Origin of the sequence: Pseudoalteromonas sp. NEC-BIFX-2020_002, assembly GCF_013002825.1 — a bacterium.
GTDB lineage: Bacteria > Pseudomonadota > Gammaproteobacteria > Enterobacterales > Alteromonadaceae > Pseudoalteromonas > Pseudoalteromonas neustonica.
Map to the genome: position 1 here is coordinate 99,410 of NZ_JABEPJ010000013.1, position 26,479 is coordinate 125,888.

Sequence of the window (26,479 nt, forward strand, 5' to 3'; positions counted from 1 at the left end):
GTAAGCTTGTAGCCGTCAGCCGTCAGCCGTCAGCCGTCAGTTTAAGACAAGCTCGTCTTGACACGTAAGTTAATATGAGCAAAATTTCTAGCTGATAGCTGATAGCTGATAGCTGATAGCTGATAGCTGATAGCTGATAGCTGATAGCTGATAGCTGATAGCTGATAGCTGATAGCTGATAGCTGATAGCTGATAGCTGATAGCTGATAGCTGATTTATTAACTCCCCCACTTAAAGCTAAAAAACCTGCTTGCTTAATTTTCCAACTAAGCGTAAAATGCGCGCTCATTTCGGCTTTTAAACTATTAATTCCTTGCCTTAAACCGACCGGCCGAAACGGTAGAAGGCTCTATTAACCGTAAGGAATATCCATGCGTCATTACGAAATCGTATTCATGGTTCACCCTGATCAGAGTGAGCAAGTATCTGGTATGATCGAACGTTATACTGGTTCAATCACTGAAGCTGGTGGTGTTATCCACCGTCTTGAAGATTGGGGTCGCCGTCAATTAGCATACCCAATCAACAAGCTTCATAAAGCTCACTATGTTCTTATGAACGTTGAAGCACCTACTGAAGTAATCAGCGAGCTAGAAACTACTTTCCGCTACAACGATGCAGTGCTTCGTAACTTAGTTATGCGTACTAAAAATGCTGTAACTGAAGCGTCTCCTCTTGTAAGAGAAGAGAAGAAAGAAGCACCAGCTGCTTAATTGTTTTGAGTCCAAGCATGGCGCTTGTTCAGTTGAGTAATTAAGATGAGCCAAACGCTTAGTCCTTATATGAATCAACTAACACTATCTGGAGTCGTTTGTAAAACGCCCAAATATAGTCAAAGCCCTGCTGGTATACCGCATTGTATTTTTGTTGTAGAACATAAATCAATGCAAGTTGAAGCAGACCTTAACCGTAATAGTTATGTAAAGCTTCAAGTGGTTGCTAGTGGTAAGCAAATGCAACAACAGACTCAACATTTGCACGTTGGGCAGGCATTGCAAGTGAGCGGTTTTTTAAACCGCCATGAAGGTCGTAACGGCCTTAGCCAATTGGTTTTGCATGCTCAGCATATCGAAAGAATTATTTGAGGAATTAATCTCATGGCACGTTATTTCAGACGTCGTAAGTTCTGCCGCTTTAAAGCGGAAGGCGTACAACAAATCGATTATAAAGATCTAGCTACTCTTAGAAACTATGTTACAGAAAGTGGCAAAATCGTACCTAGCCGTATTACAGGTACTAGCGCTAAATACCAGCGCCAGCTAGCAACAGCTATTAAGCGTGCTCGCTACTTAGCCCTTCTTCCATACACTGACTTACATAAGTAAGCAGCGGATTAACACGTTTTTAAAAGGTGTAGAAACATGCAAGTTATTCTACTAGATAAGATCGCTAACCTAGGTGGCCTAGGTGACCAGGTTGTAGTTAAATCTGGCTTCGCACGTAACTTCCTTTTCCCGCAAGGTAAGGCAGTTCCTGCAACTAAAGCTAACGTTGAAACTTTTGACGCACGTCGTGCAGAGCTTGAAGCGAAAATCGCTGAACAGCTTGTTGCTGCACAAGCACGCGCTGAGAAACTTGAAGCATTAGCTGAAGTTACATTAGTATCTAAAGCTGGTGACGAAGGTAAGTTATTCGGTTCTATTGGTACTCGCGACATCGCTGACGCTATCTCAGCTGTTGGTGTTGAAGTTGCTAAGTCAGAAGTTCGTTTACCTCTAGGAACTATCCGTGAGACTGGCGAATTTGACGTATCAATCGCAGTACATTCAGACGTAACGGCTACTATTAAAGTAATCGTAATCGCTGAAGCTTAATTTTTATAATTAAGTATAAAAGCCGTGCATTGCGCACGGCTTTTTTGTTGTGTACAGCTTATGTAATAAAATAGTTTAATCCCCGCAAATAGACGTCATTTTGTATCATTTTTAGAAAAAATGGATTAGAGTACCCATTTTGGCTAAGTGTGTATTCCACTCTTGATTTAATATTTCAATAATAAAAACTAATTATTTATCACTATTAAATGATATTTTTTTGTAAATAAATCGTAGTTAATTGACATTGACAGCGTTGTCACTGTATATTGTTTGTGCACTGGGCATAGTGTAAAGGAACTAGAGAGTGAAAGATAAGATGAGAGAAAATGTACGCCAAAAGAATGGTTTTACATTAGTTGAGTTACTAATAGTTGTAGCCATTATAGGTATTTTATATACCGTGGCTATGCCTGCCTATACCGAGCAAATGGAACGTAGCCGACGCGCTGATATTCAGCAAGTAATACTCCAACATGGCGCAGTATTAGAGCGTATTTATTCTCGTAATGGAGGGTATCCAGATGCGTTTAATGGGGCTGTCAATACCGACTTTTACAGCTTTAGTTATGTAGCCTCAGATCGCGTACCAGGAGCCGCCGCTAATGTTGATTTTAAAAATCGCCAATTTACATTAACAGCAACTCCAAAATCAACATCGGCACAAAAAGGCGATCGTTGTGGTGCACTCGCTATAAAGCAAGATGGAACACAATCCGCTACTAAAGGTGGTTTTGCCGTGACGAATTGTTGGGAATAATAATGAACAAGACGGCTGGTTTTACTTTAGTTGAATTAATGGTTGTAGTTAGCATTATAGGTATTATGGCTGTCTTGGCTTTCCCTTCATTTAGCCAGCAGATTATGCAAGATCGCGTAGTCACTACTGCAAACCAACTTAATAGCGTATATAAATATGCGCGCAGTGAAGCTGTGAAACGCGATAAGGATGTAACATTAGCGGTTAGCGGTACTAAGTGGCAAGTGAGGGCTCCTGTTGATGGTGTCGAAACTGTTTTAAAAGAATTTGTTATTCAACATCAGGGGGTTACTGTATCCCTCGTTAATCGTACAGTGTTATCAACTGGTGAAATATCTGCTGCAAGTACAATTTTAGTTGAAGATACGTCAACTGATACCGTTGATTATTATTTGTGTATTTTAAAAAGCGGCCAAAATTGGCTGATTGAAAAATCGGTAGGTTGTGCATAATGATAAAGCAAAATGGATTTTCATTGTTAGAAGTTATGCTGTCAGTTGTCATTGCTGGCATAGCATTGTTGGGCTTAGCTGCCGCGCAATTAAAGTCGTTGCAGTTCGCAAATAACAGTTTCAATTATACGGTTTCTTTGGTGCAAGGCCAAAATACTCTCGAACGTATTTGGCCACGCTTATGTGAGTTGCAAACGACAAACCCAGCACTATTTACTGATGTAAACTTTCGGACCTTTCTAGGGCCTCAAACAACAGACTTTCAGCTCACATTACCTGCGGCTTATGCTGATGACATGCAAATTACAGTTTCATGGGCTGATGAGCGGATGACGGATGCAGCTGTAAATCAAATATCGCTTAATGCAAGTTATCCTACTTTACCTGCTGGGTGTATTTAGTTATGAGCTCTTCTTCAATGCGTGGCTATACATTAGTGGAATTAATGGTTGCTTTGGCCGCTGGATCATTTTTATTGGCAGGGGTGAGCCTGTCGTATTCTGCGATTAAAGGTACCATTATGGTCAGTAAGGAGCTTGAAAATGCACAAGAAGTTATACGCTATACAAGCAAAGTATTTACTCGGAGCATAAAGCAAACACCGACTCTACCGATTGTCGCCGCTGACGGGTTATCTATTAGTATTGGGCAGCCCGCAGGCGTAATTACCTGTAATGGAAGTGTCGCTGTGGCACCTACGACGGAAATATACACATTAACGGGCAATAACTTAATGTGTACGTTAGGAGCTGCTGCTCCAGAGCGGTTACTAACAGGTGTTGAAAGGTTAAATTTTTCTATTAATAACAACGTAGTAAAAATCAATGTGGCGCCTGAAAATTTACCGAGTCAGTTTGGTAACGCAATAAGTATTGATGTTGCGGTTTCTAATGTTATTTTAACGAATGCTTTTGGTGGTGTGTAGTGAACAATAAACAGCAAGGTTTTACACTCATTACGGTGCTTATATTGACCAGTATGGCAAGTATTGTAGTACTTAATTCATTACGCGAAAATATTGTACAAGAGCGCATGAGTGGTAATTTTCAAAAGAAAATGAATAGTCGTTTGCTTGCAGAAAAAGGTGTGTTCGAAGAAGCGAGACTAATGCAGCAAGCGTTGAATAATAATGGAGAATTAGACATTGATGGATTAATTGCCGCAGCGGGTAATGCCAGTGGCAGAGGTTTGATTGGAATCGACGCAACATATGATGCAAGCATAAGTAAAAACCTTGCTGGGGAATTAGAAATAGCTAGTCTTGGGCAGCGCTATAGCGGTGACGCGCAAAGCAATTTAGTTGCACGATTTGGATTTAAACCAGGTAAAGCCGAATCACTTTTTCAAAATGCAATTGTTGGCTGTGAAGGCGTATCACTCAGTGCGAGCGGTCGAATTGATAGTTTCGATTCAAGCAGGGGGGACTATGATCCCAGTAAAGCGGAAGCTGGTGCGGTGATAGGTACTGTCTATAAAGATAAGGATGTTACCTTGTCAGGAGCGTCAGCAATTTGGGGTAGTGTGCATGCAACAGGCAGTATCATTTTTTCGGGGTCATCGCCTATAACGGGTACTTTACGCGCAAACAATCATATTATTATTGATTCTAATTTCACTGTATCAACCGATCCTGTTTTACCGGACGGCTTCCCCCTTGATACTGCTGTAGGTGGTGATGTTTTATCTGCAGGTCACGTGACTTGGAAGCAAGGCAAGGTGTTAGGTGTTATTCGGGCTAATAAGGACTTTATTATCCCTAACAATAGCGCAACTACAATCTTAGTGAATCGAAATAATGATGGGTTAGATGTGATGTATGGTGGAACATTCACTGCAAAAAATTTGGCGTCCCAACTAGAACAAGATGGTATACCTTACTCAGATCTGCGCTATAACGTTAACCCAAATGTCGAGTTAGTTCCTTCACAAGATCCGACTAATTTTGAAGGCGGTAAAGTAAAGTGTGATCCAATTGATGTAACCAAACTTGTTACTGCGCTTGTTGATCCTGCGGCTGAAAAAATTATAGTTAAGCACGGTAACTCGGTACTTGTTCCTAGTAAGCCTGAAACGCGTGTTATTTATGAGTTAACACCTGAGATTGCGCAATCTAAAATTGAAAATCAGGGGAGCTATGTATGGGAAAATTGGTTAGGTGCTCGCCCAGCCACAATTACTTATGCGCTTGCCACGATAGATAAAGAGGTTGATGTTAAAGTACTCAAGATGGGTAGTCTTTCATTAAATAATGGTAATTTAAAAGTGGCCGGTGGTGACGTTACTTTAGTTGTTAATGGTGACTTTAAAATGGAAGGGTCGTCAGAAATACATATTGCAGAAGGGAGTAGTTTAACTCTTTACGTAACAGGTAAAGTTAAAATGAAAGCTTCACCAGGCTCTATAACCATGAAGCATGGTTTAACAGCCACAGGCAAGCCTGTATTTAGTGTCTATTCAAGCAATGAGCAAAATAATGGTATAGATATAGACGCTGATGCTAATTTGTATGCTGCAATCTATGCGCCTAAAACGGATGTTAAAGTGGTTGCTAATGGTGGTTTTAGTGGTTCTATTAGAGGAAAAACGGTCACCGCATCAGGTAAGGGTGGTATTCACCATGATGTTAACTTGACTAATGTTGGCGGTGGCGGGGGAGGTAAAACTGCAGGCGAGTTAATTTTCCTTGGTTGGTCCTATAAAACTCCTCAAAAAGCAGTGGTAGACCCCATAATACCGACTCCTTAATTGTGTTTATATTTATAACGGCTAACTTAGGTTAGTCGTTTTTATTTCAATAAATTAAGTTCTGAGTCTTAGCTGAAAAATCAGGCCTTGTGGCTATTTTCAATGTTAATACCAATCTGCATAAATATTTGAACAATTTAACGAATTAAATCACGCTATAACGTTGTTGAAAATTTTTATTTAGAACAACCAGATATAAAAATTTTAGCCTAGTTATAGCGCAATTTTCTTGTCATTAAATAGGCTCCATATCTACGCAGATTGGTATAACTATGTTGAATCGACTGATGATAAAAAGCCCCTAGCGAGATTAGCCCCGTAATACCTGAAAATCTCCGGCTGGACAGTTGAGATCATTTTCATATAGTTAAATATACGCGGAAATACTTTAACCAAAATTGAGATTAAATTAAAAATAATTAAACGTCCTTTAAACCTTTTTCACCTCTTTTCACGTCTAACTATGCAAGAAACTTAAAAACCTGAAATATCGTATTTCTACATGGCTTAAGTATAAACTACATTCAGAATAATAATCATAAAGGGACAACATCTGCGATGTTGATAAATGCAAAACATGCTTTTAATCAACACAGTGAAACTGTGTTGATTGAGAAAGTAAAAAGTGGCGATCAACAAGCCTATGCAGCGTTGTATACACTGCATGTAAAGCGAGTATACGCATTATGCCTACGATTACTCGCTGATAGAGAGCACGCTGAAGATGCCACGCAAGAAGTGTTTGTACAGTTATGGCATAAAATTGCTAGCTTTGAAGGGCAGTCACAATTTTCGACTTGGCTGCACAGCGTTACCAGCAATATTGCCATTAGTTACTTACGCAAACATAAAAACTGGCTGCAAAAAGTAGTGAGTTTTGAACAAAGTGGTATGGATGAGCAAAGCGCTGATGATTGCCAAGGTTTAAATGGACTCGATAAATTGGTTTTAAGGCTCCCAGAGCGAGCCCGAATGGTATTTGTATTACACGCTATTGAAGGTTATCGCCATGAGGAAATTGCAACCATGCTAGGTATGGCAGTTGGTTCTAGTAAGTCGCAGTTTCATCGCGCACGACAGTTATTAAAAGAGTGGTATGAAAATGAGCAAGCTTGATTTTGAAGAATTTTTAGTTGAGTCATTAAATCGCTCGCAAACTGAACTCCCGCCGCAAAAAGATTTGTGGCCAGGTATTGAAAAAGCACTATCACACAGACTACCGCAACAAACTAAAGTGGCTGTGTGGCCTAAACTAGCTGGTGTTGCTGCATGCACGGTCGGAGCGTTATTGACTGCTCAGTTACTTTTTAATACGCCGCAGCAAAAAACGGGTGTTGCTATGAGTGATTATTTTACAGAGCAAAAGCAAAGCTTGTTAGTGCAATATCAAAATCAACCGGCATTAACGAATAATTGGCAACAGCAATTAAATGAATTGGAAGAGGCTGAAAGCGCGATAAAGCAAGCGCTTGAGAATGAGCCTGAAAACCCAGCGCTATTGAAAATGCTTGCTCAGATATATCAACAGCAATTGGATTTAATCAATAAGGTGCACGCACCCAAATGGCAACAAATTTAGGAGTCCCTATTATGAAAGTATTATGTTTATTATTAAGTGTATTACCCTTATCAGCATTAGCAGGTCAAAAGATCAATGAAATAGTTGATGTCCCTGTAAACAAACGTGTATTTATTGAAAATCAACGAGGTGACATTCGCATCGAAGGGTGGGATAAAGCGCAACTTAAAATAGAAGGTGAGCTGGATGATAAGGCCAATGGGTACAGGTTAGAAAATAGCAATGGGCGGATTGAGTTTATTGTAAAAATGCCACGGAACGTCAACAATGGCTGGAACAGTGGTGATGGCTCTAAACTGACTATCTATATGCCGAAAACAAGTGAACTTGAGTTCGCAGGTGTTAATGTCACTATTAGCGCCAAAGATTTACACGCGGGCGCTGAGATAGATACGGTCAATGGCGATATCAATGTGCAAAGTCTCAGTGGTGACTTGAGCTTTGACACGGTTAATGGCGACGTTAGTGCGCAAGATCTTAATGGCGATATTCGCTTTGAAACTGTAAACGGTGAAATTAACGATAAAAACTCTCAAGGCACATTAAGGTTTACAGCGGTCAATGGCGATATAAAATCAACAACCCGCGCGCAAGATGTGCGTTTAGAGAATGTAAACGGTGATATAGATTTTACGTTTGATAAACTAAAAAGTTTGCGTATTAATACCGTAAATGGTGAAAGCGAAGTGCGGATTAATGAGTTAATCAAAGGTGCACAAATAACCTATGAGTCTGTTAGTGGTGATGCCGAGTTTTTCTTTCCTGCGAATGTCTCAGCACGATTTGAAATTGAAGCACATGCTAATGGTAAAATCGTCAATGAATTGAGTAATGATAAAGTTAAAAAAGCAAAATACGGCCCATCAAGTGAATTGGAGTTTTCAATTAATGGTGGTGATGGAGATATTGAAATAGATACCATCAGTGGGCGAATTGAATTACGTAAAAAATAACAATTCTACTTAATTAAAAAGTAGCAAAGCGGGAAAAGAATTCCCGCTTTGCTATTTGCACAGCGTTACCAAGTCGATAGAATAGACGCAATTGTATTTTAGTATTGCGAAGTTATGGCTAAACCAGATAAACAAGTCGACACCCTTAAAGTTCCTCCTCATTCCATTGAAGCAGAGCAATCTGTTTTAGGTGGCTTAATGCTTGATAATCAAGCCTTTGACCGTGTTGCTGAATTAGTCGTTTCGCAAGATTTCTATACACGTACTCACAAGCTTATTTTTGAAGCGATGGTTGAGCTTGCCGAGATTGGTGATCCAATCGATTTGATCACCATCTCAGAGAGCTTAGAGAAAAAGAATTTACTCAGCGGTATAGGCGGCTTTGCTTATTTAGCTGAGATTGCTAAAAACACTCCTAGTGCGGCGAATATCGATGCTTATGCGAATATCGTACGCGAACGTGCTGTAGTACGTGAAATGATAGGTGTTGCCAATGAAATCGCCGAAGCTGGTTTTAACCCTGAAGGGCGCACCAGTCATGATTTACTTGATTTTGCAGAGAGTAAAGTTTTTAAAATTGCTGAGCAACGCACAAAAAGCAACGATGGCCCGCAAAGTATCCACAGCATATTAGAAAAAACTGTCGATAAAATCGAAGAGCTATACCAGTCACCACAAGATGGTGTGACAGGGGTAAGCACCGGTTACGCTGATCTAGATAAAATGACGACTGGTTTACAGCCATCAGATTTAATTATTGTTGCAGCGCGTCCATCAATGGGTAAAACTACCTTTGCGATGAACTTAGCTGAACATGCAGCGATGACTCAAGATAAACCCGTACTTATTTACTCATTAGAAATGCCATCTGAGCAAATCATGATGAGGATGCTGGCATCGCTTGGTCGTATTAACCAAACCAAAGTACGTACTGGTCAATTAGATGATGATGATTGGGCACGGTTATCTTCAACCATGGGACTGCTCATGGAAAAAGGTAAAATGTTTGTCGATGATGCATCAGGCTTAACACCAACTGATGTACGTTCACGTGCACGTCGTATTGCGCGAGATCATGGCGGTATCAGTATGATCATGGTGGATTACTTACAACTTATGCGTGTACCAAGTTTGTCGGACAATCGTACCTTAGAGATTGCTGAAATTTCACGTTCACTCAAGTCATTAGCAAAAGAATTGAAATGCCCTGTGGTAGCACTGTCTCAGCTTAACCGTACCCTAGAGCAACGTGCTGATAAACGTCCAATTAACTCTGACTTACGTGAATCAGGCTCTATCGAGCAGGATGCCGATTTAATCATGTTTATTTACCGTGATGAAGTCTATAACGAAGACAGTACAGACAAGGGTATTGCTGAAATCATCATAGGTAAACAACGTAACGGCCCAATTGGTAAGGTGCGGCTAACCTTCCAAGGTCAGTTCTCGCGTTTTGATAATTACGCTGGGCCTGCGGTAGACGACGAATATTAATATGCGTTTAGCTATTGCTCAAATCAACTTAACAGCACTTGCAGATAACTTAGCGCAAGTACGCAAGTTTGCGCCGAAAAGTAAGGTCATGGCGGTATTAAAAGCCAATGCTTATGGACATGGTTTAGTAAAAATAGCGCAACATCTTAATGATGCTGATGCGTTTGCTGTTGCGCGCATTGATGAAGCTTTAGCACTTAGAGCGGGTGGGTTAACTAAGCCAATTGTATTGCTCGAAGGTTTTTTTCATCAAGATGACTTACCTATTTTATTGGCTAATAACTTTCAAACTATTATTCATGATGAAAATCAGCTTAAAGCACTTGAAGAGGCAAATCTTGATGAGCCAATTAATTGCTGGTTAAAAATTAATACCGGTATGCACCGTCTTGGCATTGCGCCTGCGCAACTCAATGATTTTTACCAACGCTTGCAAGCAACGAGTAATGCTAAAGATACAATCAATTTGATGACGCACTTTTCTTGCGCTGATGATCTACAAGATCCAAAAACAGCTGCGCAAATTGCCTTATTTGACTCTTTAGTACAAGGTAAACAACAAGCGCATTGTTTATCAAATTCAGCGGGTATTATTGCGTGGCCAGCTGGTCATGGTGAATGGGTACGTCCAGGTTTGATGATGTATGGCGTATCGCCAATGCTTAATGCCACAGGTAAAGAACATGGATTAAAGCCTGTGATGCGTTTAACCACTAAAGTAATAGCAATTCGTGATGTGGATGCGCAGCAATGTGTAGGATATGGCGGGCGCTGGCAAAGCACTAAGGCCACTAAGCTTGCTGTGGTTGCAATGGGATATGGTGATGGATATCCGCGCCATGCAAAGCAAGGGACGCCTGTGGTAATAGGCTCTAAACGTTACCCTATCGCAGGAAGTGTCTCAATGGATATGATCAGTGTGGACATTGGTGAAAACACCGCTGGCATTAAAGTAGGCGATGAAGTCGAGATGTGGGGCCCAGAGTTACCCGTTGAAGAAGTCGCCCAATGTGCTACGACAATTCCTTACGAGTTACTCTGTAATATTACCCCTCGTGTCAGCTATGAATACCTAGAGTAGCTAAATTTATAGCTACTCTTTAATATAGCTACTCTTTAATAAAGTACACATCGCTAAATCCCATACGTGCAAACTCTTGATCACGAAAGTTACGGACAGACGCTGAGCCTTTCGATGTCATTTCAATTTGCTGAACCATGCTGAGGTAGTTAGTTAAATCAATACCTTCAGCAGCTGCAATCGCTTGATACATATCGTGGTATTTATCTTTTGCAAAATTAATTTCGCGAGGTTGATCTTTAAATTTGTAAGTAATGCGTCGTGCCATGAGAAACTCGTAAACGGAATTAAATTACAGTGATTTTACACCTTCTTTTACATCCACTCTACCTTTGAATGACTTGTGTCTGGGGTCACGTTACAATAGTTATAATTTTCGTCGTTAATATCAAGGATTATCATGAAATTATCAGTAGAGATCAGTAAATACCCACTTCATCAAGATTATATTCCATTTATTAAAGGTTTTATTGATCGTTTAAATGAATATGATGATTTAAAAGTAATAACAAATACGCTATCAACACAGATTTTTGGTGATTACGATTTGGTAATGTCAGTGTTAAATACAGAGATAAAACGTTCATACGAAGAGTTTGGTAAGGCTATTTTTGTTTGTAAATTTCTAAATGGTGATCTCTCTCCTGAACTTTAAAGTCTAAACGGATCAATTATGGAATTTATAACACAAACGCTCGCAGGGTTTACCGCGATGTCGTATTGGGAATATATAGCCGTAGCACTCTCAATGGCGTATTTATTGTTAGCAATAAAAGAGAACCTTTGGTGTTGGCCTGCTGCATTCTTAAGCACATTTATTTATACAATAATGTATTGGAATGGTGCCTTGTTAATGGAGTCACTGCTACATTTTTATTATATGTATATGGCAGTATATGGCTGGATAGCCTGGCGTAGAGGGGGGGACAATTTACGTGAGTTAGTGATTACTTCATGGACGCTAAATCAGCACTTAGTGATTATTGTAGCGACTTCAATCGTTGCAGTAATACTGGGCTATGTTATGACTAATTACACCCATGCAGATTTTGCTTATTTAGATAGCTTTACTACCTGTTTTGCTGTGGTAACAACTTACTTAGTTGCTAAAAAAGTACTCGAAAATTGGTTGTATTGGATAGTTATTGATACAGCTTCGATGTATTTATATTACGAGAAAGGCTACTACCCAACATTAGCATTATTTGTATTTTATACCATTATGGCTGTGTGGGGGTTTAAAACCTGGTACGAAGAATATGAACAAAATCAAGCCAAACCCTTAGCGCAATTATAAGGAGCTGTATGACTGATAATGAAATTAGCGGTATTTTTGCCGCTTTTAATTCTCGATTAAAAATATTCAGTATTGAGCGTCTTCATAACGGCTTAAGTAACGACAACTTTCTAGTACGTACCAAGCAACATGCTTATTTGCTAAAGTTTTACCGTGAACATTGGCCTACCGTCGGCTTGTCGGCGCAAGCTTTATTTGCCAAAAAGCAGGTGTGCCCTGAGCTTTTATGGGTAGATGAAATTAACCAATTTGCTATTTTTGAGTATATTGAAGGCGCTATCACCAATAATAATTATAGCCCTGAGTTAATAAATAAATTGGTCGCTTTACATCACCATCAAGTCGTTACGTTACCTATGGACATCAAACAAGAGCTTGATCACTATCGTGATACCTCACTTTATCAACATTATAAAATTATCATTGAGCAAACGTTGTCACAGGTTGAACTATTTCCACGTGATAGTGGTTTTTGTCATAATGATTTAGTTAAAGAAAACATTATAGAAAACCCCTATGGGATGTTTTTAATTGATTTTGAATACGCGAAGACCAATGACGTATACTTTGATTTAGCCGCGATTGTAGTCAGTTGTGAGCTTGATCCAGTTGAGAAGGTAGGTTTACTCGAGACGTATCAGCGATCGTTGCCTATACAACACCGATTTACAGTATCGGTTAGAAAGCTTGAGTGCTACCAATTAATATTTTTGCTGTTATGTATTCTTTGGTATAGCGCACGTTCGGTGGGTGATAAGGTAACCGTTTTACGTACGCAATTAGACCGTTTAATTAATTTACGCTTTAGTAAGCCCTAAAGGCCACCAAAGCGTGCTGCAAGTTCTTTATATTTAGTGACTTCATCAGAATCAAATAAAGGCTCACCGTTCTCATCGACTGATTTTGAAATTAACAAACTTTCTCGCGCAAGGCGCTTAACACGTTCTGTTTTTACACCTAAAAATTCAGCGACTTGCTCGGTTGACATTAAACTCATAAATACTTCCTCTTGTTAAACCTTTTACACGTGCTTGATAAGTACGTCTCTAGTATAGATATGTTGCAAAATGGTTATTAATTTTTACTAAGTATAATTTAATAGCTGTTTTTTGCTTGCTTGTGAAGCAATTTATTATAATTTGCTGAATTAATAGGCATATAGGCGATAGAAGCTAGCATTTAGTTGCAGATGCCTTTATTATTGCTGATGCCTAAGCACTGATATCGCGAGTTGGTGTGGCGGCACAAATGTGCTCTCGTGGTGAAATGGATATCACGTGGCCCTCCGGAGGCTGAGTTGTAGGTTCGATCCCTACCGAGAGCGCCATTTGCTATTATTTTTCTTCTCTTTTTCTTCCTGCTACACTTTAGTTTTATCAATGATTAACGCCAATGACTTATCAACCAATAAAATGCAGTGATTACGATCAATATGAATTGTTTTGTATGCACTTTTCAATGGTTAAAATAATTACCACGGATAATACACTGGTAGTAGGTAATGCTAAAAATTTACTAAACCTTAAAGGGGAAGGTGAATTTTTACTTATTGAACATCAAGAAAAAGGCGAACAAAGAGTTCGCCTAGATCATATTAAAGCCATTTCTTATTTTTAAAGTAAATACCAATACTGCTCGTAAGTACAACTAAAAAAAGCACAAATAAGCTAAAGGCATAAGGGCTATCAGTGCCTGGAATACCACCAACATTAACGCCGAGCAAACCAGTTAAAAACCCCAGAGGTAAAAATAAAGCCGCGACAACCGACATCACATACATACGTTGATTTAATTGCTCAGATATTTGGTTGGTAATCGTTTGTTGAATTATCTGCGCGCGCTCGATAGAGCTGTCTAACTCTTCAATAAAACGAATAAGCATGTTCGTTGTTTCGTTTAGTTTCGCTTTATCGTTTTCATTGAGCCAGCTATATTTATTTGCCATCAATGTACTCAGTGCTTCTTTTTGCGGTCTAATATAGCGTTTTAGGCCAATTGATTGGCGGCGTAATTGTGACAAACCTTGATTATCAAAACGCTTGGTAGGTTCATCAATTTCATCTTCAAATACATCTAACGTATCGTCTAAACCATCAATAACGCCTTGCATACGAGACGTAAGGTTTTGCGCTAATTGACACACTAATTCGGAAATACTGCTTGGCCCAGTATTTTCATGTAATGAAGCAAGAATATCCTGCACCGATAGCAATCTACGTTTGCGTGTTGTTATTACTACATTTTCATTAATAAACAAACGAATAGACACCATGTCCTCAGGGCTTTGTGCCGGATTTAAATTTACACCACGTAAAAACAGCATACAGCCATTTGTCGCTCTCGCTATACGAGGACGAGTTTCTTCTGCAGTCAATGATTCTAGCTCGTAATCAGTTAAAAAATCACAGCTTTTTAGCCATTCAACAGCGTCGCTTTGGCTATAATCCATATGCACCCATAATTTCCCATGAGATGGCTGCCAATTGTGAAGTTCGGCACTGCTTTCGATTGCACGTGAACCGCCTTGCTCATCAAGTATGAGTGCATGTAATAAACCGTCGAACATAGTAAATTCTCATTATTAGTGTATTGTTTATATGGTTGACTATTGAGCTGATTAGGTCAATCAAATCGATTGATTGATTAGATAAAATTATTTCATTGGTCTTTTTGTGTGTGTGGTGTATAAGACACTTTTTTATTAAAGGGCACATTTATGACGGCAAAGATAATTGTTGGTTGGCGTGAGTGGTTAAGTTTACCTGAACTTGGCATAAATAAAATTAAAGCTAAGATTGATACGGGCGCCCGTACTTCATGTATTCATGCTCTTAATATTGAAGAATATGAACGCGATGGGGAAAAATGGGTAAAGTTTATTGCTCAGCCATTGCAAGACGACGAACATACTAAAATACAGTGTGACGTTAAAGTTAAAAAAATGAAGTATGTAACAAGCTCAAGTGGGCAGCGAGAGTTACGCTATTTTATTGAAACAATGCTTCATGCCGGAGATAAAAGTTGGCCAATTGAGGTGACTTTAACAAGTCGTGCAAGTATGAAGTTTAGAATGTTATTAGGGCGTACAGCCATGGAAAATCGTATAGTCGTAGACCCGGCTTTATCTCACTTATTATAAAAATGTGCCAAAGTTTTAACTACATAATAACTTAAAACAGAATATGCACTAGTAAAGGATTTGATTATGAAAATCGGTATTTTATCTCGCAACAAAAACTTGTACTCAACGCGTCGCTTAATTGAGGCCGCTCAAGCACGTGGGCACGAAGTTAAAGTGATTGACGCACTACGTTGTTATATGAACATTAACTCTGAACAACCAGAGATCCACTATCGTGGTGAGAACTTAAAAGATTTCGATGCGATCGTGCCACGTATTGGTGCGTCAGTAACATTTTATGGCTGCTCTGTATTACGTCAGTTTGAAATGATGAATGTATTTCCTGTTAATGAGTCAGTTGCTATTTCACGCTCTCGCGATAAATTGCGTTCATTACAGTTATTATCACGCAAAGGTGTAGGCATGCCAGTAACAGGGTTTGCAAGCAAGCCTGATGACGTGAAAGACTTATTGGAAATGGTAGGCGGTGCACCAGTTGTTATTAAGTTACTAGAAGGCACGCAAGGCATTGGTGTTGTATTAGCTGAAACACGTAAAGCGGCTGAGAGTGTTATTGAGGCATTCATGGGCTTAAAAGCTAATATCATGGTACAAGAATACATTAAAGAAGCTGGTGGTGCCGATATTCGCTGCTTCGTACTAGGTGATAAAGTGATTGCCGCAATGAAGCGCCAAGCACAAGAAGGTGAGTTCCGCTCTAATTTACACCGCGGTGGCAGTGCAACATTAGTGCGTATTACACCAGAAGAACGCAAAACAGCGGTGGCTGCAGCTAAAGCAATGGGCTTGAATGTAGCTGGGGTTGACTTACTTCGTTCATCACGTGGCCCATTAGTGATGGAAGTAAACTCATCACCAGGTCTTGAAGGAATTGAAGTAGCAACAGGAAAAGATATTGCAGGTATGGTGATCGACTTTATCGAAAAAGCCGCTGCAACTAAAGGAACGGCAACACGTGGCAAAGGTTAAAATCAATAGCTCTTTTACTTTATTAGGTGAAACTGTTGGTGTGGGTGAGCGTAAAACGCTCGCATTAGAGGCTGCAAAGCTTTATACACACTCGCCGCTAAATATTCCTATTGAAGTGGTAAATGGTGTTCATGCAGGGCCTGTACTGATGGTGTGCGCAGCCATTCATGGTGATGAGCTCAATGGTGTTGAAGTTGTTCGTCAGTTATTGGCTAAAATCGATCCTACGCAGCTACGTGGTACGCTTATAGCGGTACCGATCGTAAATGTATTTGGTTTTATCCATAAGTCGCGTTATTTACCAGATCGCCGTGATATGAATCGCAGTTTTCCTGGCTCTATCCGTGGCTCGCTTGCGGGTCGCATGGCGCACATGTTTTTCAGTCAAGTGGCAGTGCATTGCACTCATATTATTGACTTACATACAGGGGCTATTCATCGTACGAATCTACCGCAAATTCGCGCAGATTTAAGTGATGATGCTACCGCACAAATGGCAAAAGCATTTGGCACGCCAGCGGTGATAGATGCATCACTACGAAATGGTTCACTACGCAGTGAAGCGGCTAACTTAGGGATCCCTGTGATCACTTATGAAGCTGGTGAAGCACTTCGCTTTGATCCAATTGCGATAGCAGCAGGTGTACAAGGTGTTGATTATGTGATGCGCCACTTAAAAATGAGCCGCGGTAAACGTGCTAAAAAATTGCCAGAGCCAATTATTGCCAGCTCAACAAGTTGGGTACGTGCTGAAGTGGACGGTATTGTACGTGCGCAGGTATCACTTGGCGAGAAGGTTAATAAAGGGCAGATTTTAGCGTATATAAGTAGCCCATTAGGCGACTCTGAGTTAGAACTATTAGCACCACGCAGTGGTATTGTTATTGGTCAACAGACAATGCCGCTTGTTAATGAAGGTGATGCGGTGTTCCACTTAGCGTATTTTGCTCATGCAAACAGCTTGGTTGAGCAGCAACTTGAAACTTTTATCGATGAAATCAGCGATATTGAAGATGAGTTGAAAACAGCTGAATTAAATAATTAGTAAGCTAAACGTTATTTTAAAAGCCATTTGAGGATATCTTTAAATGGCTTTTTATCTTATAGCGTTTTTTTCGGGCCAATTACACGTTTTATAGCGACGGGCTTTGTAGGTTTAGGTTCTTTATTTAACACCATCACAGGACGCGTAACAAAGAGATTATTAGGGTAAATAACGCGGTGACCATCAATATGTTCAAGCACGACATTCATTAAACCCATTTCGACAATGCGGCCTTCGATAAAGTTAGCACCGTCAATAATGCGTACCCAATAGCCAACACGGCAATCATTTTGAATAAACATCAGTAAAAATGAGGTGAGGTTGCTTAAGAGTGACCAAGCAGCAAATAGTGCGACACCTAACATGGCAAATAATGATGAACCAAGTACAAGCAAACCGCGCAGCTCTATACCCCAAAACACCAGCACTAAACAAATCATTACTATGGCGAGTATAATTTTTAAAAGTAACTCAGCGCGGTATTTACGATGAATGTCGATTTTACCTTTAATTGTTTTCTCAAGCAGCTTTTTAGTCAGCTTTAAAAGTACAGGGAAAACTAAAAGCGCCACGACTGTAACAATAAGTTTATATTGCGTACTAAAAAGTTCGATGAGTTCGAGCAGTTCCACAATGAATCCAAAAAGGTGTTAATAGCTCCGTAGTTTAGCGTTTTTGGTGTACTTTAAAAGGTATTTTTTACAGTGACTAACCATTGAATTGAGTCAACGTCATTGCTCTTGTCCAGTGGTGCTGCAATATCTAAATGAATGACTGTTCCTGCATTAGCGCGACTAGGGGCCAGCCTTAATCCGATACCTGCATTTTTTAATACTTTATCGTGATTAGTATTGGCTTGGTCGTTAAACCAAGCGCGACCAATATCAACAAAGGCAGCTCCACCGACTTTAAATAGTTGCAGTAAATCATATTCCCAGTAATAGCGTTTTTCTAAATTTATTAAAAAGCTACGATCACCTTGTTGATAGTCAAGCGGGTAGCCACGCAAGCCGTTTTCTCCGCCTAAGCTTAGTTGTTTATCGTGAGTAAGGTTTTTGGCATAGTCTAAACGTATTTTTGCATACCATGACTGCTTAGTTGTGGTATTTAAATAATATTGTATTTGGCTACTGGCGAATAGGTTTTCAACTTTACTTTGCTTTTCATTCCAGTTGCCATCAAGACTAGCTTGAAAACGCCATAGCGTGTTATCACCGCTAAAGTGGGCTTTTCTCGCATTAAATGAATAAATAGCACGGCTATCGTCATCACTAATTTGCTTATTTGAATACCCGAGCAAGCTTTGAATATTCCAGCCTAGATTTAAATCTTCGGTGCGGTAAATACTGTCAAAGTTTCGTACTTTAATGAAGTGGTCTTCAAACCAATGCCCGCTTACGTATGGGTAACTAAGTTGGCGTTCATCTGCCAATGGTGAAAATGTATTCACAGTTTTATTAAACGAGTGTTGTTCGTGCACATAGCCAACGCTTAAGCGCTGGGTCCAGCTATTCCCTAGTTGTTTTGAGTGACCAAAATGAATACGGTTATAATCAGTTTTTTGTTCAAATTCGCTGTACACTTCGCCACGTTGGTAGAGCGATTCTGTGCGTTGATCCGAGTAGCTGACAAGGCCATAACTGTATGGTGTATTAATTGAATAAAAAGGATATGTAAGCTCTAGTAGGTGGCGTTTTCCATCACTGTTATCGGAATACTCAATGCGCCCTCGATAACGAGTTGATAGTATATTTGGATCGTCATAGACAAATAAATAACCACTGCGGTCAGCGTCTGTAGTGCGTGAAAATGAAAGGCGTTTCCCCCAACCAAGTAAATTTGATTCACGAAAACCAATGCTTGATTTATTCTCTCCGCCACTGCGGCTAAAGCTAATTTCAGGGAGCAAGGTCCATAGGTCTCGGGTAACTACGTTTACGTCAACTTCGCCATTACAGTTAATCTCAGCATCAATTTTTGCATCATATAGATAGCCTTGACGTCTTAGGAGGCGTTCAGATTCGGAGAGTTTTTTAGGTTCATATTCTTCACCAGAACGAAATAGCAAAAGATTGTTTATTACATCTGGTTCTGTAGTCATGTGAACACGATTGGCAAAACGGAACAGGAAATTATCTTCTTCTTCAAGCGCCGTGTTAAATACATTGAGCTGTTCTAGGTTGATATTCCCAATACGAGCATTTGCGGTTTTTTCAGGTAATAATTCATCGCCATCAAGCTGACGACGAAGGTTATTTTCGCTGGGTGAAATGGTGCGCTGATTACTACAACTGCTTTTCCCTAGATCAATTGATTGTGCTTGCCCACTTTGACTATAGAGCATAGTGCTGGCACAGGAGAGAAAAATAAATGTAGTGAAACTGTTTGCGACCATTCAAACACCTTAGGTATGCGTAGTTAGTATTATCTTACTATACCCAAACCACCTCAAGATGCTAGTTTCAGTTGGATTTAAAAGCGATTTAGGCAACAAGGTATTGATTACAAGTAATAGTCGTTCTATTGTTAAAATCAATCCATTTTTACAAAGTCGCGCCTTGATATTAAGCCCTTTGAAACGCTGAATTTTGCGTCTTGAGGTGGCTTGGGTATACAGGTTAACTCATAGTATAAGTCTAGTTCATTGTTGCATTTGTGTTAGGAAATAATGCGTTAATGCGGCTAATAAGTGATTGGCTTCTTGGCCTTCGCCATTGATCCAGACACTGTTACTATAATGCTCGAAGTTTAAGTTAAAACCTTGCTGTTCATAATTAAAGCGCATTTGATGGCGGTCGGCTCCAGCTTCAAACTCACCTATTTTAATCTCAGAGCTGTGTAAAAATAAATGTGCCCATAGCTCAAAGTCGTCGTCATTGGGCATTTCACTTGGAGTGATTATAATCACATTGTGGCGGTTATCAAATTGGTATTGAGTCATGACATTACTCTGTACTTAGGATTGTGCTAAATAGTTACGAATTGCGTGCAAAAATGGGCCGCCGTATTTATTGAGCTTAGTAAAGCCTACACCCGACACTTTAAGAAATTCACTGTCGTTAGTGGGCATTAATTGTGCCATTTCAGCAAGTGTTTTATCATTAAAGACAACATAGGGTGGCACATCATCTGCATCGGCAAGTTCTTTACGTAAGGCTCTGAGTTTCGCAAATAACTTTTTATCGTAATTAAACTGTGCCAATTTATCTTGGTATACGTGTTTTGCTTGCAGGCGAGGTTCAGCCATCTGTAAGGCGAATTCGCCTTTTAAAATTGCTCGCGCACCTTCAGTTAATCGAAGAGATGAGCCTTGGGTTATATCTTGACTCAATAAGCCTTGATGAATAAGTTGGCGTAAAATACTGAGCCAAAACTCACTGCTATGATCTTTACCAATACCATAAGTGCTGAGCTGATGATGGTTGTTATCTCGAATTCTACTGGTGTTCGCGCCACGCAATAACTCAACAATGTAACCTAAACCAAAACGTTGCTCAGCTCGATATACGCAGGATAGTGCTTGCTGTGCGACTAAAGTGCCATCAAAACTTTTTGGCGGGTTAAGGCATATGTCGCAGTTGCCACATGGCTCTCGCTGATATTCACTAAAATAGTTAAGCAGTATTTGTCGGCGACAAGTTTGTGCCTCTGCAAAACTAGCCATGGCATTGAAACGTTGTTCTTCAACGCGACGGCGTTGCTCATCTTCTATATCTTCAAAGAACCGTCTTACGCGGCCGATATCAGCAGGGTCAAAGTACATAATTGCTTCAGCGGCTAAGCCATCACGTCCCGCTCGGCCGGTTTCTTGGTAGTAAGATTCAATACTTTTAGGAATGTCATAGTGCAACACAAAGCGCACATTCGGTTTATTTATACCCATTCCAAAAGCAACCGTTGCGACAACGATTTGAATATCGTCACGGGCAAAACCGGTTTGTACAAATTGACGCTGTTCGTTGCTCATCCCTGCATGATAGGCCGCTGCATTCATTCCTGCATCGGCAATCTTTTCGGCTATTTCATCGACGCGTTTACGACTGGTGCAATAAATTATACCACTTTGATTTTGTTGTTCTTTTAAGTAGCGTAACAATTGTGCTAAAGGCTTGAATTTTTCTTCAATGGTATAGCGAATGTTTGGTCTATCAAAACTGCCCGTGTGTATATAGGGGGCGTTTAAGCCAAGTTGCTGCACAATATCAAAGCGAGTAGCGGTGTCTGCTGTGGCAGTTAGAGCCATCATGGGGACATGAGGGAAATGATGCTTAAGTTCGCTTAAACGGCAGTAATGTGGACGAAAATCATGGCCCCAATGAGAAACGCAGTGAGCTTCATCAATCGCAAATAAACTGATATTTAAATGACGCAGCCTCTCTAAAAATTCGTGTTGTAAAATTTTTTCAGGTGCAACATAAAGTAATTTAATTAAACCACTGTGTAACTGTTGGTAAATTTGCTGCTGCTCATCCCGATTAAGGCTGTTATTGATGTAAGCTGCTTTCACACCTAATGCCTGTAATTGTGTTACTTGATCTTGCATTAGAGAGATTAACGGAGAAATAACCACCGTTAACCCTTCAAAAGCTAAAGCTGGGACTTGGTAACATACTGACTTACCGCCACCAGTGGGCAGTAACACCAATGAGTCTTGCCCGCTTAATGCTGCATTGATAACCGTTTCTTGGCCATCACGAAATTCACTATAGCCAAACACTTGCTTAAGTATGGCTGCGGGAGTGCGCACTATGGTGCTTGATGTGGGGGTTTGTGTATTCATTGCGCTTATTTTAGAGCTTTTAAGTGACCTTGCATAGCTACCTATACGCTTTTTATATCGCACTTTATACAATGCTATGCTTTACTCATCCTACCAGATTCAAATAATAGATAATAATAATGAATAAAACTATGTTAATTGAGCAAGTCGCTAAGGTATTCGTAGAGCAAATGCCGTTTAATCAATTCTTACAAATTAAGGTTGTATCGCTTGATGCTGAGCAAGCGCAAATTAGTTTCCCTTGGCAAGATGTATTTATTGGTAACCCAGCACAAAAAATTCTTCATGGTGGTGTGATTTCAGCGGTACTTGATAATGTAGGTGGTATGCTTGCTGCCGCTGCGATGATTGATAAGCTTACTGAATTCGATATAGTGAGCATTCAGCAGAAATTAGCGACTTTAGGTACTATTGATTTACGTACCGATTATTTACGTCCAGGTAAGGGAGTAGAGTTTACCGCGAGTGCAAAGCTGATTCGTTCAGGCAATAAAGTGTGTGTTTGTCGGATGGAATTGCATAATGAAAAAAGAACTCAAATAGCGTTTGGTACAGCAACGTATTTAGTTGGATAAAATGTGTTCAGGGGGTAAACTAGCGGCCTTTTTCAGCATCTAGATTCTATTTATGCCTACTAATCAAGAACAACGCAAGGGTGTTATTTTAGCCTGCATGGCTTTTTTTATGTGGGGTCTTGCGCCCATTTACTTTAAGTTATTACAGCACATATCGGCTTTTGAAATATTAATGCACCGAGTTGTGTGGTCGGTGTTATTTATTGTGATTATTGTCGCTGTTTTAAAGCAGTGGCATAAAATCCAGCATGTCATTAAGCAACCAAAGTTAATTTTAATGCTTACCCTAACAGCTACACTGCTGGGGTTTAACTGGGGATTATTTATATGGGCAGTTAATAATAACCATATGCTTGATGCCAGTCTTGGGTATTATATTAATCCACTTTTAAACGTGTTGCTAGGTATGTTGTTTTTAGGCGAAAAGCTACGAAAATGGCAGGGTTTTGCTGTCGCTCTGGCGCTTGGCGGGGTCGTTATTCAATTAATTAGCTTTGGTTCATTTCCGGTAGTGGCATTTTCACTCGCTAGTTCATTTGCTATTTATGGATTATTACGTAAAAAGTTACCTATCGAATCGTTACCAGGTCTATTATTGGAAGCGCTTATACTATTACCATTTGCAGCTATTTATTGGTGGTTTATGCTTCCTACAGCAAGTTCAGATCTCATTGTTAATGATTGGCATACAAATCTACTGTTGATAAGTGCGGGTGTTATAACAACATTACCTTTACTGTGTTTCACGGGAGCTGCAAAAAGATTGCAATACACAACATTAGGTTTTTTTCAGTATATTGGTCCAAGTCTGATGTTTGTACTCGCGGTGGTATTTTACGGTGAAGTGTTTAGCGCGGAGCGCGTTGTTACTTTTGCATGCATTTGGAGTGCGCTGGCAATATTTAGCTGGGACTCGTACCGACAAGCACAAAAGCGCAAGAAAGCAGCGCTCCTTGCGCGAGCAGAATCAGTTTAAGAAATAACTATATTACGACCAGACTCTTTTGCTTCGTAAAGTTTTATATCGGCCTGTTTTAATAATTCATCAATTTGATAAACAGGCCCGTGTACATACCCAATGGAGATTGTGAATTTAATTTTTAAATTACTAAATTCTGAGCTGCTTAGTTCAATAAAGTGCCTAAACCCTTCAAGGCGTTTCAGTGCTTCTTCTTTGCTTGTTTCGCCAAAATAAACAGCAAACTCTTCACCACCTAAACGAGCAACGAGCTGCTTTTCAAAATATTTAGCAAAGCAAATAGACAGTCCTTTAAGTACTTCATCGCCCACATCATGTCCATGCGTGTCATTGATCGATTTAAAGTGGTCAATATCAAGCATAGCTAAAGAGGAGGCTTGACTGCTTTTTTCTATTTTTTTCAGTGACTTTGTTGTTTCTTCAAAAAAGTAGCGTCGGTTAGGTAGCTTAGTTAAAAAATCAGTATTTGCTTGCAGTCGGATTGTGGCTATTTGCTCTAGCATGTCGACGTTTTGGCTTAAACGACAATAAAATTCTTCATTGTTGAATGGTTTTCGCAAGTAGTCATTAGCACCATTTTTAAGAAAACGTGTTGAAAGATGAGAAGCATCAGAGCCAGAAATACCAATAATTGCTTTTTCATCATTACTGTAAAGCCGGCGAATTTCGCCGCACAGTTCATCACCATTCATATTGGGCATTTCATTATCAGTGATAATAACAGCTATATCGGGTGTTTTTTCTAGCATTGCTAAGGCTTCAATACCATCACTTGCTTGGAGTATTTGGTATTTATGGCGGCTAAGTAAGCTGCAAATATGGCGACGTGTAGCAGCTGAGTCATCTACAACGAGTACTTTAACATTTTCGTTACGAGGTAGGCGCTGCAATTGTTTTTCTAAGTATTGATAGGCTTGTTTATTTTCTTTAGTGATGTAATCAATAATTGGATACTTTTCAACAGTGTCACGCGTTGTTGAATCTAAACTTCCGGTCATGACGATAGTTGGAATTTCAGCTTCTATAGTGCAGGGCACCGCTTCTCCCCTAGGGGCATCGGGTAATATGAAATCTACTACAGCGCAAAAATATGAGTTTTTACTGATCAGCTCTTTAGCTTCAGCTAACGAACCTGCAATATCCGCATCATAACCGATTTTCATCGCTATATGCTTTTGTACTCGCGCTATTGTAGGTGTATCTTCAATGATAAGTATTTTTCGTGTCACGTAACACCTTGTTTTCGGCTTTGCCGAATATAATTGCTTATACAAGTTGTAACCGCTAAAACAAGAAAAAGCAAATAACAATGTCTTTTGGCCACTTATAAATCAACGCGAAAGTGGCCTAAAAAGGAATTTTAGATGCTATCAGATTCTGAATAATAGTCGCTACTTGGCAGCGTAGGTGCCGACATTTTTGAACGACCAAATAAAGTGTGAAATTTTGTTTTTGAAGTCGTTAATTTTAAGTATTTGATCCAAGCTCGCTCGATTGGATTCGTCGGCTCTTGGCTACCTGCAGTAACAGATATAAATTGTTCTTGAATTTCATTTTGTGGTTCAAGGGTTTTGTTGTATAACCCCTGTAGAACAACACCGTGTTGCTCAAGGATACTGGCTTCAAGTAACGTAAAGTTGCCGCTACGCGAAAATCCGCGTGGAAAATTGTAATCATCATAGAACTGACGTTGGCTTACAAATGCTTGACGAAGTAGTGAAATATTAATGTTCATTGCTGTTTCCTCATACCCGGATCTTAAGCTGGAGTATGGATCAAGTTACGTAATTTATTAAACAAAAAATTTTTATCGTGAGGATAAAATATTGGATATCGATTTATTAAAAACGTTTGTTGAGGTGGTGCGAACTCGCCACTTTGGTAAGGCGGCTGAAAACCTTTATATCACGCAATCGGCGGTAAGTTTTAGAATTCGTCAATTAGAGCAAGGTTTAGGCGTTAACCTGTTTATTCGACAACGTAACAATATTCAGCTTACAGCACCTGGCGAGCGTCTATTACCGCACGCACAAATGATTATTACAGGTATGCAACGTGCAAAAGTTGATGTGGCACTTGCTGACAACATGCATAAGCAAGTGTGTTTAGCGGGTACACCTAATATATGGGATGCTTTTTTACAATTTGGTATTTCAAATATTGTATCTGCTATGCCCGGTGTGTCACTCGTTGCTGAAGTTAAAGCACAGCAAGAAAGTACGCGTTTATTGTTAGAACGTACACTGGATTTGGCTATATTATTTGATCCGCCTAAAGTGGATGAATTAGTTGTAGAGCGTATTTGCGCATTACCCATCATTCCTGTGAGTGCTTTTGAATCTGCAGCCAATGATAATTTTTTTGATAACCAATATGTTTATGTTGACTGGGGCACTACTTTTTCGCTGTGGCACGCACGTCAATTTACCGGACGTACGCCTCCGTACTTTCGTACAAGTACAGGGCGTATTGCATTAGATTTAATATTGCAATGTGGTGGTAGTGCATTTATTCCTGAAGTGTTAGCAAAAAGCCATATTGAGAATGGAGAGTTATTTGAAGTGTCGGATGTAGAGCACACATCTCGCGATATTTTTGTTGCTTATCATAGGGATAATGAGCAAAAACCACTGCTTGAAACCCTTGTTAACTTACTGGTTGAGCTAACCCCAAACATTAGCAGTGATTTTGGCGAGAAAAAATAGCGATATACTCAAGATCGCATAGACTAATAAACGGTGTACAAAATTTTAGTGTTAAATGAATTGCAGTTTTTATTCTTTTTTATGAATTAAATAAGTCATAAATATTTCT

The 26,479-nt window shown here is 39.7% G+C and carries 34 protein-coding genes and 1 tRNA gene; 25 read left to right on the forward strand and 10 right to left on the reverse strand.

The window, feature by feature from the left end; all coding sequences use genetic code 11:
- Positions 1-22 precede the first annotated feature (22 nt).
- Positions 23-289, reverse strand: a complete 267-nt coding sequence (locus HJP15_RS15040) for a hypothetical protein (protein WP_209438570.1) — start codon at positions 287-289, stop codon at positions 23-25.
- A gap of 82 nt (positions 290-371) precedes the next feature.
- On the opposite strand from HJP15_RS15040, the gene rpsF reads away from it, so the two are divergent.
- The 14 genes from rpsF to alr all read left to right on the forward strand — a co-directional run bounded on the left by rpsF (position 372) and on the right by alr (position 10,878).
- Complete coding sequence (gene rpsF, locus HJP15_RS15045; RefSeq protein WP_054206662.1) at positions 372-713, forward strand: 30S ribosomal protein S6; 342 nt, start codon at positions 372-374, stop codon at positions 711-713.
- 69 nt (positions 714-782) lie between these two features.
- Positions 783-1,085 carry a primosomal replication protein N gene (priB, locus tag HJP15_RS15050; RefSeq protein WP_054206702.1) on the forward strand — a complete coding sequence of 101 codons (303 nt, stop codon included), beginning with the start codon at positions 783-785 and terminating at the stop codon, positions 1,083-1,085.
- 12 nt (positions 1,086-1,097) lie between these two features.
- Entirely contained in the window at positions 1,098-1,325 is a 228-nt protein-coding gene (gene rpsR, locus HJP15_RS15055; RefSeq protein WP_002962753.1) for a 30S ribosomal protein S18, read from the forward strand.
- A 36-nt stretch (positions 1,326-1,361) separates the two neighbouring features.
- Positions 1,362-1,814, forward strand: coding sequence for a 50S ribosomal protein L9 (rplI, locus tag HJP15_RS15060; protein WP_054206663.1), 453 nt, complete (start codon positions 1,362-1,364; stop codon positions 1,812-1,814).
- Between the two features lie 307 nt (positions 1,815-2,121).
- On the forward strand, positions 2,122-2,574 hold the full coding sequence (locus HJP15_RS15065) for a type IV pilin protein (protein WP_316244668.1): 453 nt from the start codon (positions 2,122-2,124) through the stop codon (positions 2,572-2,574).
- 2 nt (positions 2,575-2,576) lie between these two features.
- Entirely contained in the window at positions 2,577-3,026 is a 450-nt protein-coding gene (locus tag HJP15_RS15070; RefSeq protein ID WP_054206664.1) for a GspH/FimT family pseudopilin, read from the forward strand.
- Entirely contained in the window at positions 3,026-3,427 is a 402-nt protein-coding gene (locus tag HJP15_RS15075) for a type IV pilus modification PilV family protein (protein ID WP_054206665.1), read from the forward strand. The genes HJP15_RS15070 and HJP15_RS15075 overlap by 1 nt, the downstream gene beginning before the upstream one ends.
- A gap of 2 nt (positions 3,428-3,429) precedes the next feature.
- Complete coding sequence (locus HJP15_RS15080; RefSeq protein ID WP_054206666.1) at positions 3,430-3,951, forward strand: PilW family protein; 522 nt, start codon at positions 3,430-3,432, stop codon at positions 3,949-3,951.
- A complete protein-coding gene (locus HJP15_RS15085; RefSeq protein ID WP_170174079.1) occupies positions 3,951-5,771 on the forward strand; it encodes a pilus assembly PilX family protein in 1,821 nt (606 codons plus the stop codon). Before HJP15_RS15080 ends, HJP15_RS15085 begins: the two co-directional genes overlap by 1 nt.
- A 558-nt stretch (positions 5,772-6,329) precedes the next feature.
- Positions 6,330-6,887 carry an RNA polymerase sigma factor gene (locus HJP15_RS15090; RefSeq protein ID WP_054206668.1) on the forward strand — a complete coding sequence of 186 codons (558 nt, stop codon included), beginning with the start codon at positions 6,330-6,332 and terminating at the stop codon, positions 6,885-6,887.
- Entirely contained in the window at positions 6,868-7,350 is a 483-nt protein-coding gene (locus HJP15_RS15095) for a hypothetical protein (RefSeq protein ID WP_170174080.1), read from the forward strand. The genes HJP15_RS15090 and HJP15_RS15095 overlap by 20 nt, the downstream gene beginning before the upstream one ends.
- An 11-nt stretch (positions 7,351-7,361) precedes the next feature.
- A complete protein-coding gene (locus tag HJP15_RS15100) occupies positions 7,362-8,303 on the forward strand; it encodes a DUF4097 family beta strand repeat-containing protein (protein ID WP_054206705.1) in 942 nt (313 codons plus the stop codon).
- Positions 8,304-8,417: 114 nt separating this feature from the next.
- Positions 8,418-9,797 carry a replicative DNA helicase gene (dnaB, locus tag HJP15_RS15105; RefSeq protein WP_054206669.1) on the forward strand — a complete coding sequence of 460 codons (1,380 nt, stop codon included), beginning with the start codon at positions 8,418-8,420 and terminating at the stop codon, positions 9,795-9,797.
- A gap of 1 nt (position 9,798) precedes the next feature.
- Complete coding sequence (alr, locus tag HJP15_RS15110; protein ID WP_054206670.1) at positions 9,799-10,878, forward strand: alanine racemase; 1,080 nt, start codon at positions 9,799-9,801, stop codon at positions 10,876-10,878.
- A 28-nt stretch (positions 10,879-10,906) separates the two neighbouring features.
- Here alr and HJP15_RS15115 read toward each other — a convergent pair whose 3' ends face one another.
- Positions 10,907-11,146: a DUF2960 domain-containing protein gene (locus HJP15_RS15115; RefSeq protein WP_054206671.1), complete on the reverse strand. Its 240-nt coding sequence runs from the start codon at positions 11,144-11,146 to the stop codon at positions 10,907-10,909.
- A 132-nt stretch (positions 11,147-11,278) separates the two neighbouring features.
- Between HJP15_RS15115 and HJP15_RS15120 the strand changes: the two genes are divergently transcribed.
- From HJP15_RS15120 to HJP15_RS15130, 3 genes are read left to right on the forward strand one after another with little or no spacing between them, the layout of a single operon-like run.
- The gene (locus tag HJP15_RS15120) at positions 11,279-11,533 is read left to right on the forward strand and encodes a YkoF family thiamine/hydroxymethylpyrimidine-binding protein (RefSeq protein ID WP_054206672.1); all 255 of its coding nucleotides are present in this window, start codon (positions 11,279-11,281) and stop codon (positions 11,531-11,533) included.
- An 18-nt stretch (positions 11,534-11,551) separates the two neighbouring features.
- Positions 11,552-12,175: a nicotinamide riboside transporter PnuC gene (gene pnuC, locus HJP15_RS15125; protein ID WP_054206673.1), complete on the forward strand. Its 624-nt coding sequence runs from the start codon at positions 11,552-11,554 to the stop codon at positions 12,173-12,175.
- 8 nt (positions 12,176-12,183) lie between these two features.
- The gene (locus HJP15_RS15130) at positions 12,184-12,993 is read left to right on the forward strand and encodes a phosphotransferase (protein ID WP_170174081.1); all 810 of its coding nucleotides are present in this window, start codon (positions 12,184-12,186) and stop codon (positions 12,991-12,993) included.
- Here the strand turns inward: HJP15_RS15130 and HJP15_RS15135 are convergent.
- On the reverse strand, positions 12,990-13,172 hold the full coding sequence (locus HJP15_RS15135) for a hypothetical protein (protein WP_054206675.1): 183 nt from the start codon (positions 13,170-13,172) through the stop codon (positions 12,990-12,992). The genes HJP15_RS15130 and HJP15_RS15135 overlap by 4 nt on opposite strands.
- 255 nt (positions 13,173-13,427) lie before the next feature.
- On the opposite strand from HJP15_RS15135, the gene HJP15_RS15140 reads away from it, so the two are divergent.
- Positions 13,428-13,502, forward strand: a tRNA-Arg gene (locus tag HJP15_RS15140).
- A 65-nt stretch (positions 13,503-13,567) separates the two neighbouring features.
- Complete coding sequence (locus HJP15_RS15145; protein ID WP_054206676.1) at positions 13,568-13,792, forward strand: Rho-binding antiterminator; 225 nt, start codon at positions 13,568-13,570, stop codon at positions 13,790-13,792.
- Here HJP15_RS15145 and HJP15_RS15150 read toward each other — a convergent pair.
- The gene (locus HJP15_RS15150; protein ID WP_054206677.1) at positions 13,770-14,741 is read right to left on the reverse strand and encodes a zinc transporter ZntB; all 972 of its coding nucleotides are present in this window, start codon (positions 14,739-14,741) and stop codon (positions 13,770-13,772) included. The genes HJP15_RS15145 and HJP15_RS15150 overlap by 23 nt on opposite strands.
- A 150-nt stretch (positions 14,742-14,891) precedes the next feature.
- On the opposite strand from HJP15_RS15150, the gene HJP15_RS15155 reads away from it, so the two are divergent.
- The 3 genes from HJP15_RS15155 to HJP15_RS15165 all read left to right on the forward strand — a co-directional run bounded on the left by HJP15_RS15155 (position 14,892) and on the right by HJP15_RS15165 (position 17,331).
- Positions 14,892-15,314, forward strand: coding sequence for an ATP-dependent zinc protease family protein (locus HJP15_RS15155; RefSeq protein ID WP_054206678.1), 423 nt, complete (start codon positions 14,892-14,894; stop codon positions 15,312-15,314).
- 66 nt (positions 15,315-15,380) lie between these two features.
- Entirely contained in the window at positions 15,381-16,286 is a 906-nt protein-coding gene (gene rimK, locus HJP15_RS15160) for a 30S ribosomal protein S6--L-glutamate ligase (protein WP_054455946.1), read from the forward strand.
- Positions 16,273-17,331 (forward strand): succinylglutamate desuccinylase/aspartoacylase family protein, encoded by a 1,059-nt coding sequence (locus tag HJP15_RS15165; RefSeq protein WP_054206680.1) that lies wholly within the window; start codon positions 16,273-16,275, stop codon positions 17,329-17,331. The genes rimK and HJP15_RS15165 overlap by 14 nt, the downstream gene beginning before the upstream one ends.
- Before the next feature lie 56 nt (positions 17,332-17,387).
- Here HJP15_RS15165 and HJP15_RS15170 read toward each other — a convergent pair whose 3' ends face one another.
- The 4 genes from HJP15_RS15170 to recQ all read right to left on the reverse strand — a co-directional run bounded on the left by HJP15_RS15170 (position 17,388) and on the right by recQ (position 22,111).
- On the reverse strand, positions 17,388-17,963 hold the full coding sequence (locus tag HJP15_RS15170) for a mechanosensitive ion channel domain-containing protein (protein WP_054206681.1): 576 nt from the start codon (positions 17,961-17,963) through the stop codon (positions 17,388-17,390).
- A gap of 53 nt (positions 17,964-18,016) precedes the next feature.
- On the reverse strand, positions 18,017-19,726 hold the full coding sequence (locus HJP15_RS15175; RefSeq protein WP_502706988.1) for a POTRA domain-containing protein: 1,710 nt from the start codon (positions 19,724-19,726) through the stop codon (positions 18,017-18,019).
- A gap of 246 nt (positions 19,727-19,972) precedes the next feature.
- On the reverse strand, positions 19,973-20,272 hold the full coding sequence (locus HJP15_RS15180) for a DUF3630 family protein (RefSeq protein ID WP_054206683.1): 300 nt from the start codon (positions 20,270-20,272) through the stop codon (positions 19,973-19,975).
- A 15-nt stretch (positions 20,273-20,287) separates the two neighbouring features.
- Complete coding sequence (gene recQ, locus HJP15_RS15185; protein WP_054206706.1) at positions 20,288-22,111, reverse strand: DNA helicase RecQ; 1,824 nt, start codon at positions 22,109-22,111, stop codon at positions 20,288-20,290.
- A gap of 119 nt (positions 22,112-22,230) precedes the next feature.
- On the opposite strand from recQ, the gene HJP15_RS15190 reads away from it, so the two are divergent.
- Both HJP15_RS15190 and rarD read left to right on the forward strand, forming a co-directional pair.
- Positions 22,231-22,686: a thioesterase family protein gene (locus HJP15_RS15190; protein WP_170174082.1), complete on the forward strand. Its 456-nt coding sequence runs from the start codon at positions 22,231-22,233 to the stop codon at positions 22,684-22,686.
- A 52-nt stretch (positions 22,687-22,738) separates the two neighbouring features.
- Positions 22,739-23,662: an EamA family transporter RarD gene (gene rarD / locus HJP15_RS15195; RefSeq protein WP_169328331.1), complete on the forward strand. Its 924-nt coding sequence runs from the start codon at positions 22,739-22,741 to the stop codon at positions 23,660-23,662.
- Here the strand turns inward: rarD and HJP15_RS15200 are convergent.
- Positions 23,659-24,894, reverse strand: a complete 1,236-nt coding sequence (locus HJP15_RS15200) for a response regulator (RefSeq protein ID WP_064436036.1) — start codon at positions 24,892-24,894, stop codon at positions 23,659-23,661. The two genes, rarD and HJP15_RS15200, sit on opposite strands and share 4 nt — an antisense overlap.
- A gap of 131 nt (positions 24,895-25,025) precedes the next feature.
- Positions 25,026-25,400: a MaoP family protein gene (locus HJP15_RS15205; RefSeq protein WP_054206686.1), complete on the reverse strand. Its 375-nt coding sequence runs from the start codon at positions 25,398-25,400 to the stop codon at positions 25,026-25,028.
- Positions 25,401-25,491: 91 nt separating this feature from the next.
- Between HJP15_RS15205 and HJP15_RS15210 the strand changes: the two genes are divergently transcribed.
- On the forward strand, positions 25,492-26,370 hold the full coding sequence (locus HJP15_RS15210) for a LysR family transcriptional regulator (RefSeq protein ID WP_054206687.1): 879 nt from the start codon (positions 25,492-25,494) through the stop codon (positions 26,368-26,370).
- Positions 26,371-26,479: the final 109 nt, after the last annotated feature.

Bases quoted from the DNA above. Each gene is read 5' to 3' on its own strand.
- HJP15_RS15175 (WP_502706988.1), bottom strand. From the start codon at position 19,726: ATGGTCGCAAACAGTTTCACTACATTTATTTTTCTCTCCTGTGCCAGC.
- dnaB (WP_054206669.1), top strand. From the start codon at position 8,418: ATGGCTAAACCAGATAAACAAGTCGACACCCTTAAAGTTCCTCCTCAT.
- HJP15_RS15155 (WP_054206678.1), top strand. From the start codon at position 14,892: ATGACGGCAAAGATAATTGTTGGTTGGCGTGAGTGGTTAAGTTTACCT.
- HJP15_RS15070 (WP_054206664.1), top strand. From the start codon at position 2,577: ATGAACAAGACGGCTGGTTTTACTTTAGTTGAATTAATGGTTGTAGTT.
- HJP15_RS15150 (WP_054206677.1), bottom strand. From the start codon at position 14,741: ATGTTCGACGGTTTATTACATGCACTCATACTTGATGAGCAAGGCGGT.
- pnuC (WP_054206673.1), top strand. From the start codon at position 11,552: ATGGAATTTATAACACAAACGCTCGCAGGGTTTACCGCGATGTCGTAT.
- HJP15_RS15205 (WP_054206686.1), bottom strand. From the start codon at position 25,400: ATGAACATTAATATTTCACTACTTCGTCAAGCATTTGTAAGCCAACGT.
- priB (WP_054206702.1), top strand. From the start codon at position 783: ATGAATCAACTAACACTATCTGGAGTCGTTTGTAAAACGCCCAAATAT.
- rplI (WP_054206663.1), top strand. From the start codon at position 1,362: ATGCAAGTTATTCTACTAGATAAGATCGCTAACCTAGGTGGCCTAGGT.
- rpsR (WP_002962753.1), top strand. From the start codon at position 1,098: ATGGCACGTTATTTCAGACGTCGTAAGTTCTGCCGCTTTAAAGCGGAA.
- HJP15_RS15180 (WP_054206683.1), bottom strand. From the start codon at position 20,272: ATGACTCAATACCAATTTGATAACCGCCACAATGTGATTATAATCACT.
- recQ (WP_054206706.1), bottom strand. From the start codon at position 22,111: ATGAATACACAAACCCCCACATCAAGCACCATAGTGCGCACTCCCGCA.
- HJP15_RS15145 (WP_054206676.1), top strand. From the start codon at position 13,568: ATGACTTATCAACCAATAAAATGCAGTGATTACGATCAATATGAATTG.
- HJP15_RS15115 (WP_054206671.1), bottom strand. From the start codon at position 11,146: ATGGCACGACGCATTACTTACAAATTTAAAGATCAACCTCGCGAAATT.
- HJP15_RS15120 (WP_054206672.1), top strand. From the start codon at position 11,279: ATGAAATTATCAGTAGAGATCAGTAAATACCCACTTCATCAAGATTAT.
- HJP15_RS15080 (WP_054206666.1), top strand. From the start codon at position 3,430: ATGAGCTCTTCTTCAATGCGTGGCTATACATTAGTGGAATTAATGGTT.
- HJP15_RS15100 (WP_054206705.1), top strand. From the start codon at position 7,362: ATGAAAGTATTATGTTTATTATTAAGTGTATTACCCTTATCAGCATTA.
- rarD (WP_169328331.1), top strand. From the start codon at position 22,739: ATGCCTACTAATCAAGAACAACGCAAGGGTGTTATTTTAGCCTGCATG.
- rimK (WP_054455946.1), top strand. From the start codon at position 15,381: ATGAAAATCGGTATTTTATCTCGCAACAAAAACTTGTACTCAACGCGT.
- alr (WP_054206670.1), top strand. From the start codon at position 9,799: ATGCGTTTAGCTATTGCTCAAATCAACTTAACAGCACTTGCAGATAAC.
- HJP15_RS15040 (WP_209438570.1), bottom strand. From the start codon at position 289: ATGAGCGCGCATTTTACGCTTAGTTGGAAAATTAAGCAAGCAGGTTTT.
- HJP15_RS15075 (WP_054206665.1), top strand. From the start codon at position 3,026: ATGATAAAGCAAAATGGATTTTCATTGTTAGAAGTTATGCTGTCAGTT.
- rpsF (WP_054206662.1), top strand. From the start codon at position 372: ATGCGTCATTACGAAATCGTATTCATGGTTCACCCTGATCAGAGTGAG.
- HJP15_RS15095 (WP_170174080.1), top strand. From the start codon at position 6,868: ATGAAAATGAGCAAGCTTGATTTTGAAGAATTTTTAGTTGAGTCATTA.
- HJP15_RS15135 (WP_054206675.1), bottom strand. From the start codon at position 13,172: ATGAGTTTAATGTCAACCGAGCAAGTCGCTGAATTTTTAGGTGTAAAA.
- HJP15_RS15090 (WP_054206668.1), top strand. From the start codon at position 6,330: ATGTTGATAAATGCAAAACATGCTTTTAATCAACACAGTGAAACTGTG.
- HJP15_RS15190 (WP_170174082.1), top strand. From the start codon at position 22,231: ATGAATAAAACTATGTTAATTGAGCAAGTCGCTAAGGTATTCGTAGAG.
- HJP15_RS15130 (WP_170174081.1), top strand. From the start codon at position 12,184: ATGACTGATAATGAAATTAGCGGTATTTTTGCCGCTTTTAATTCTCGA.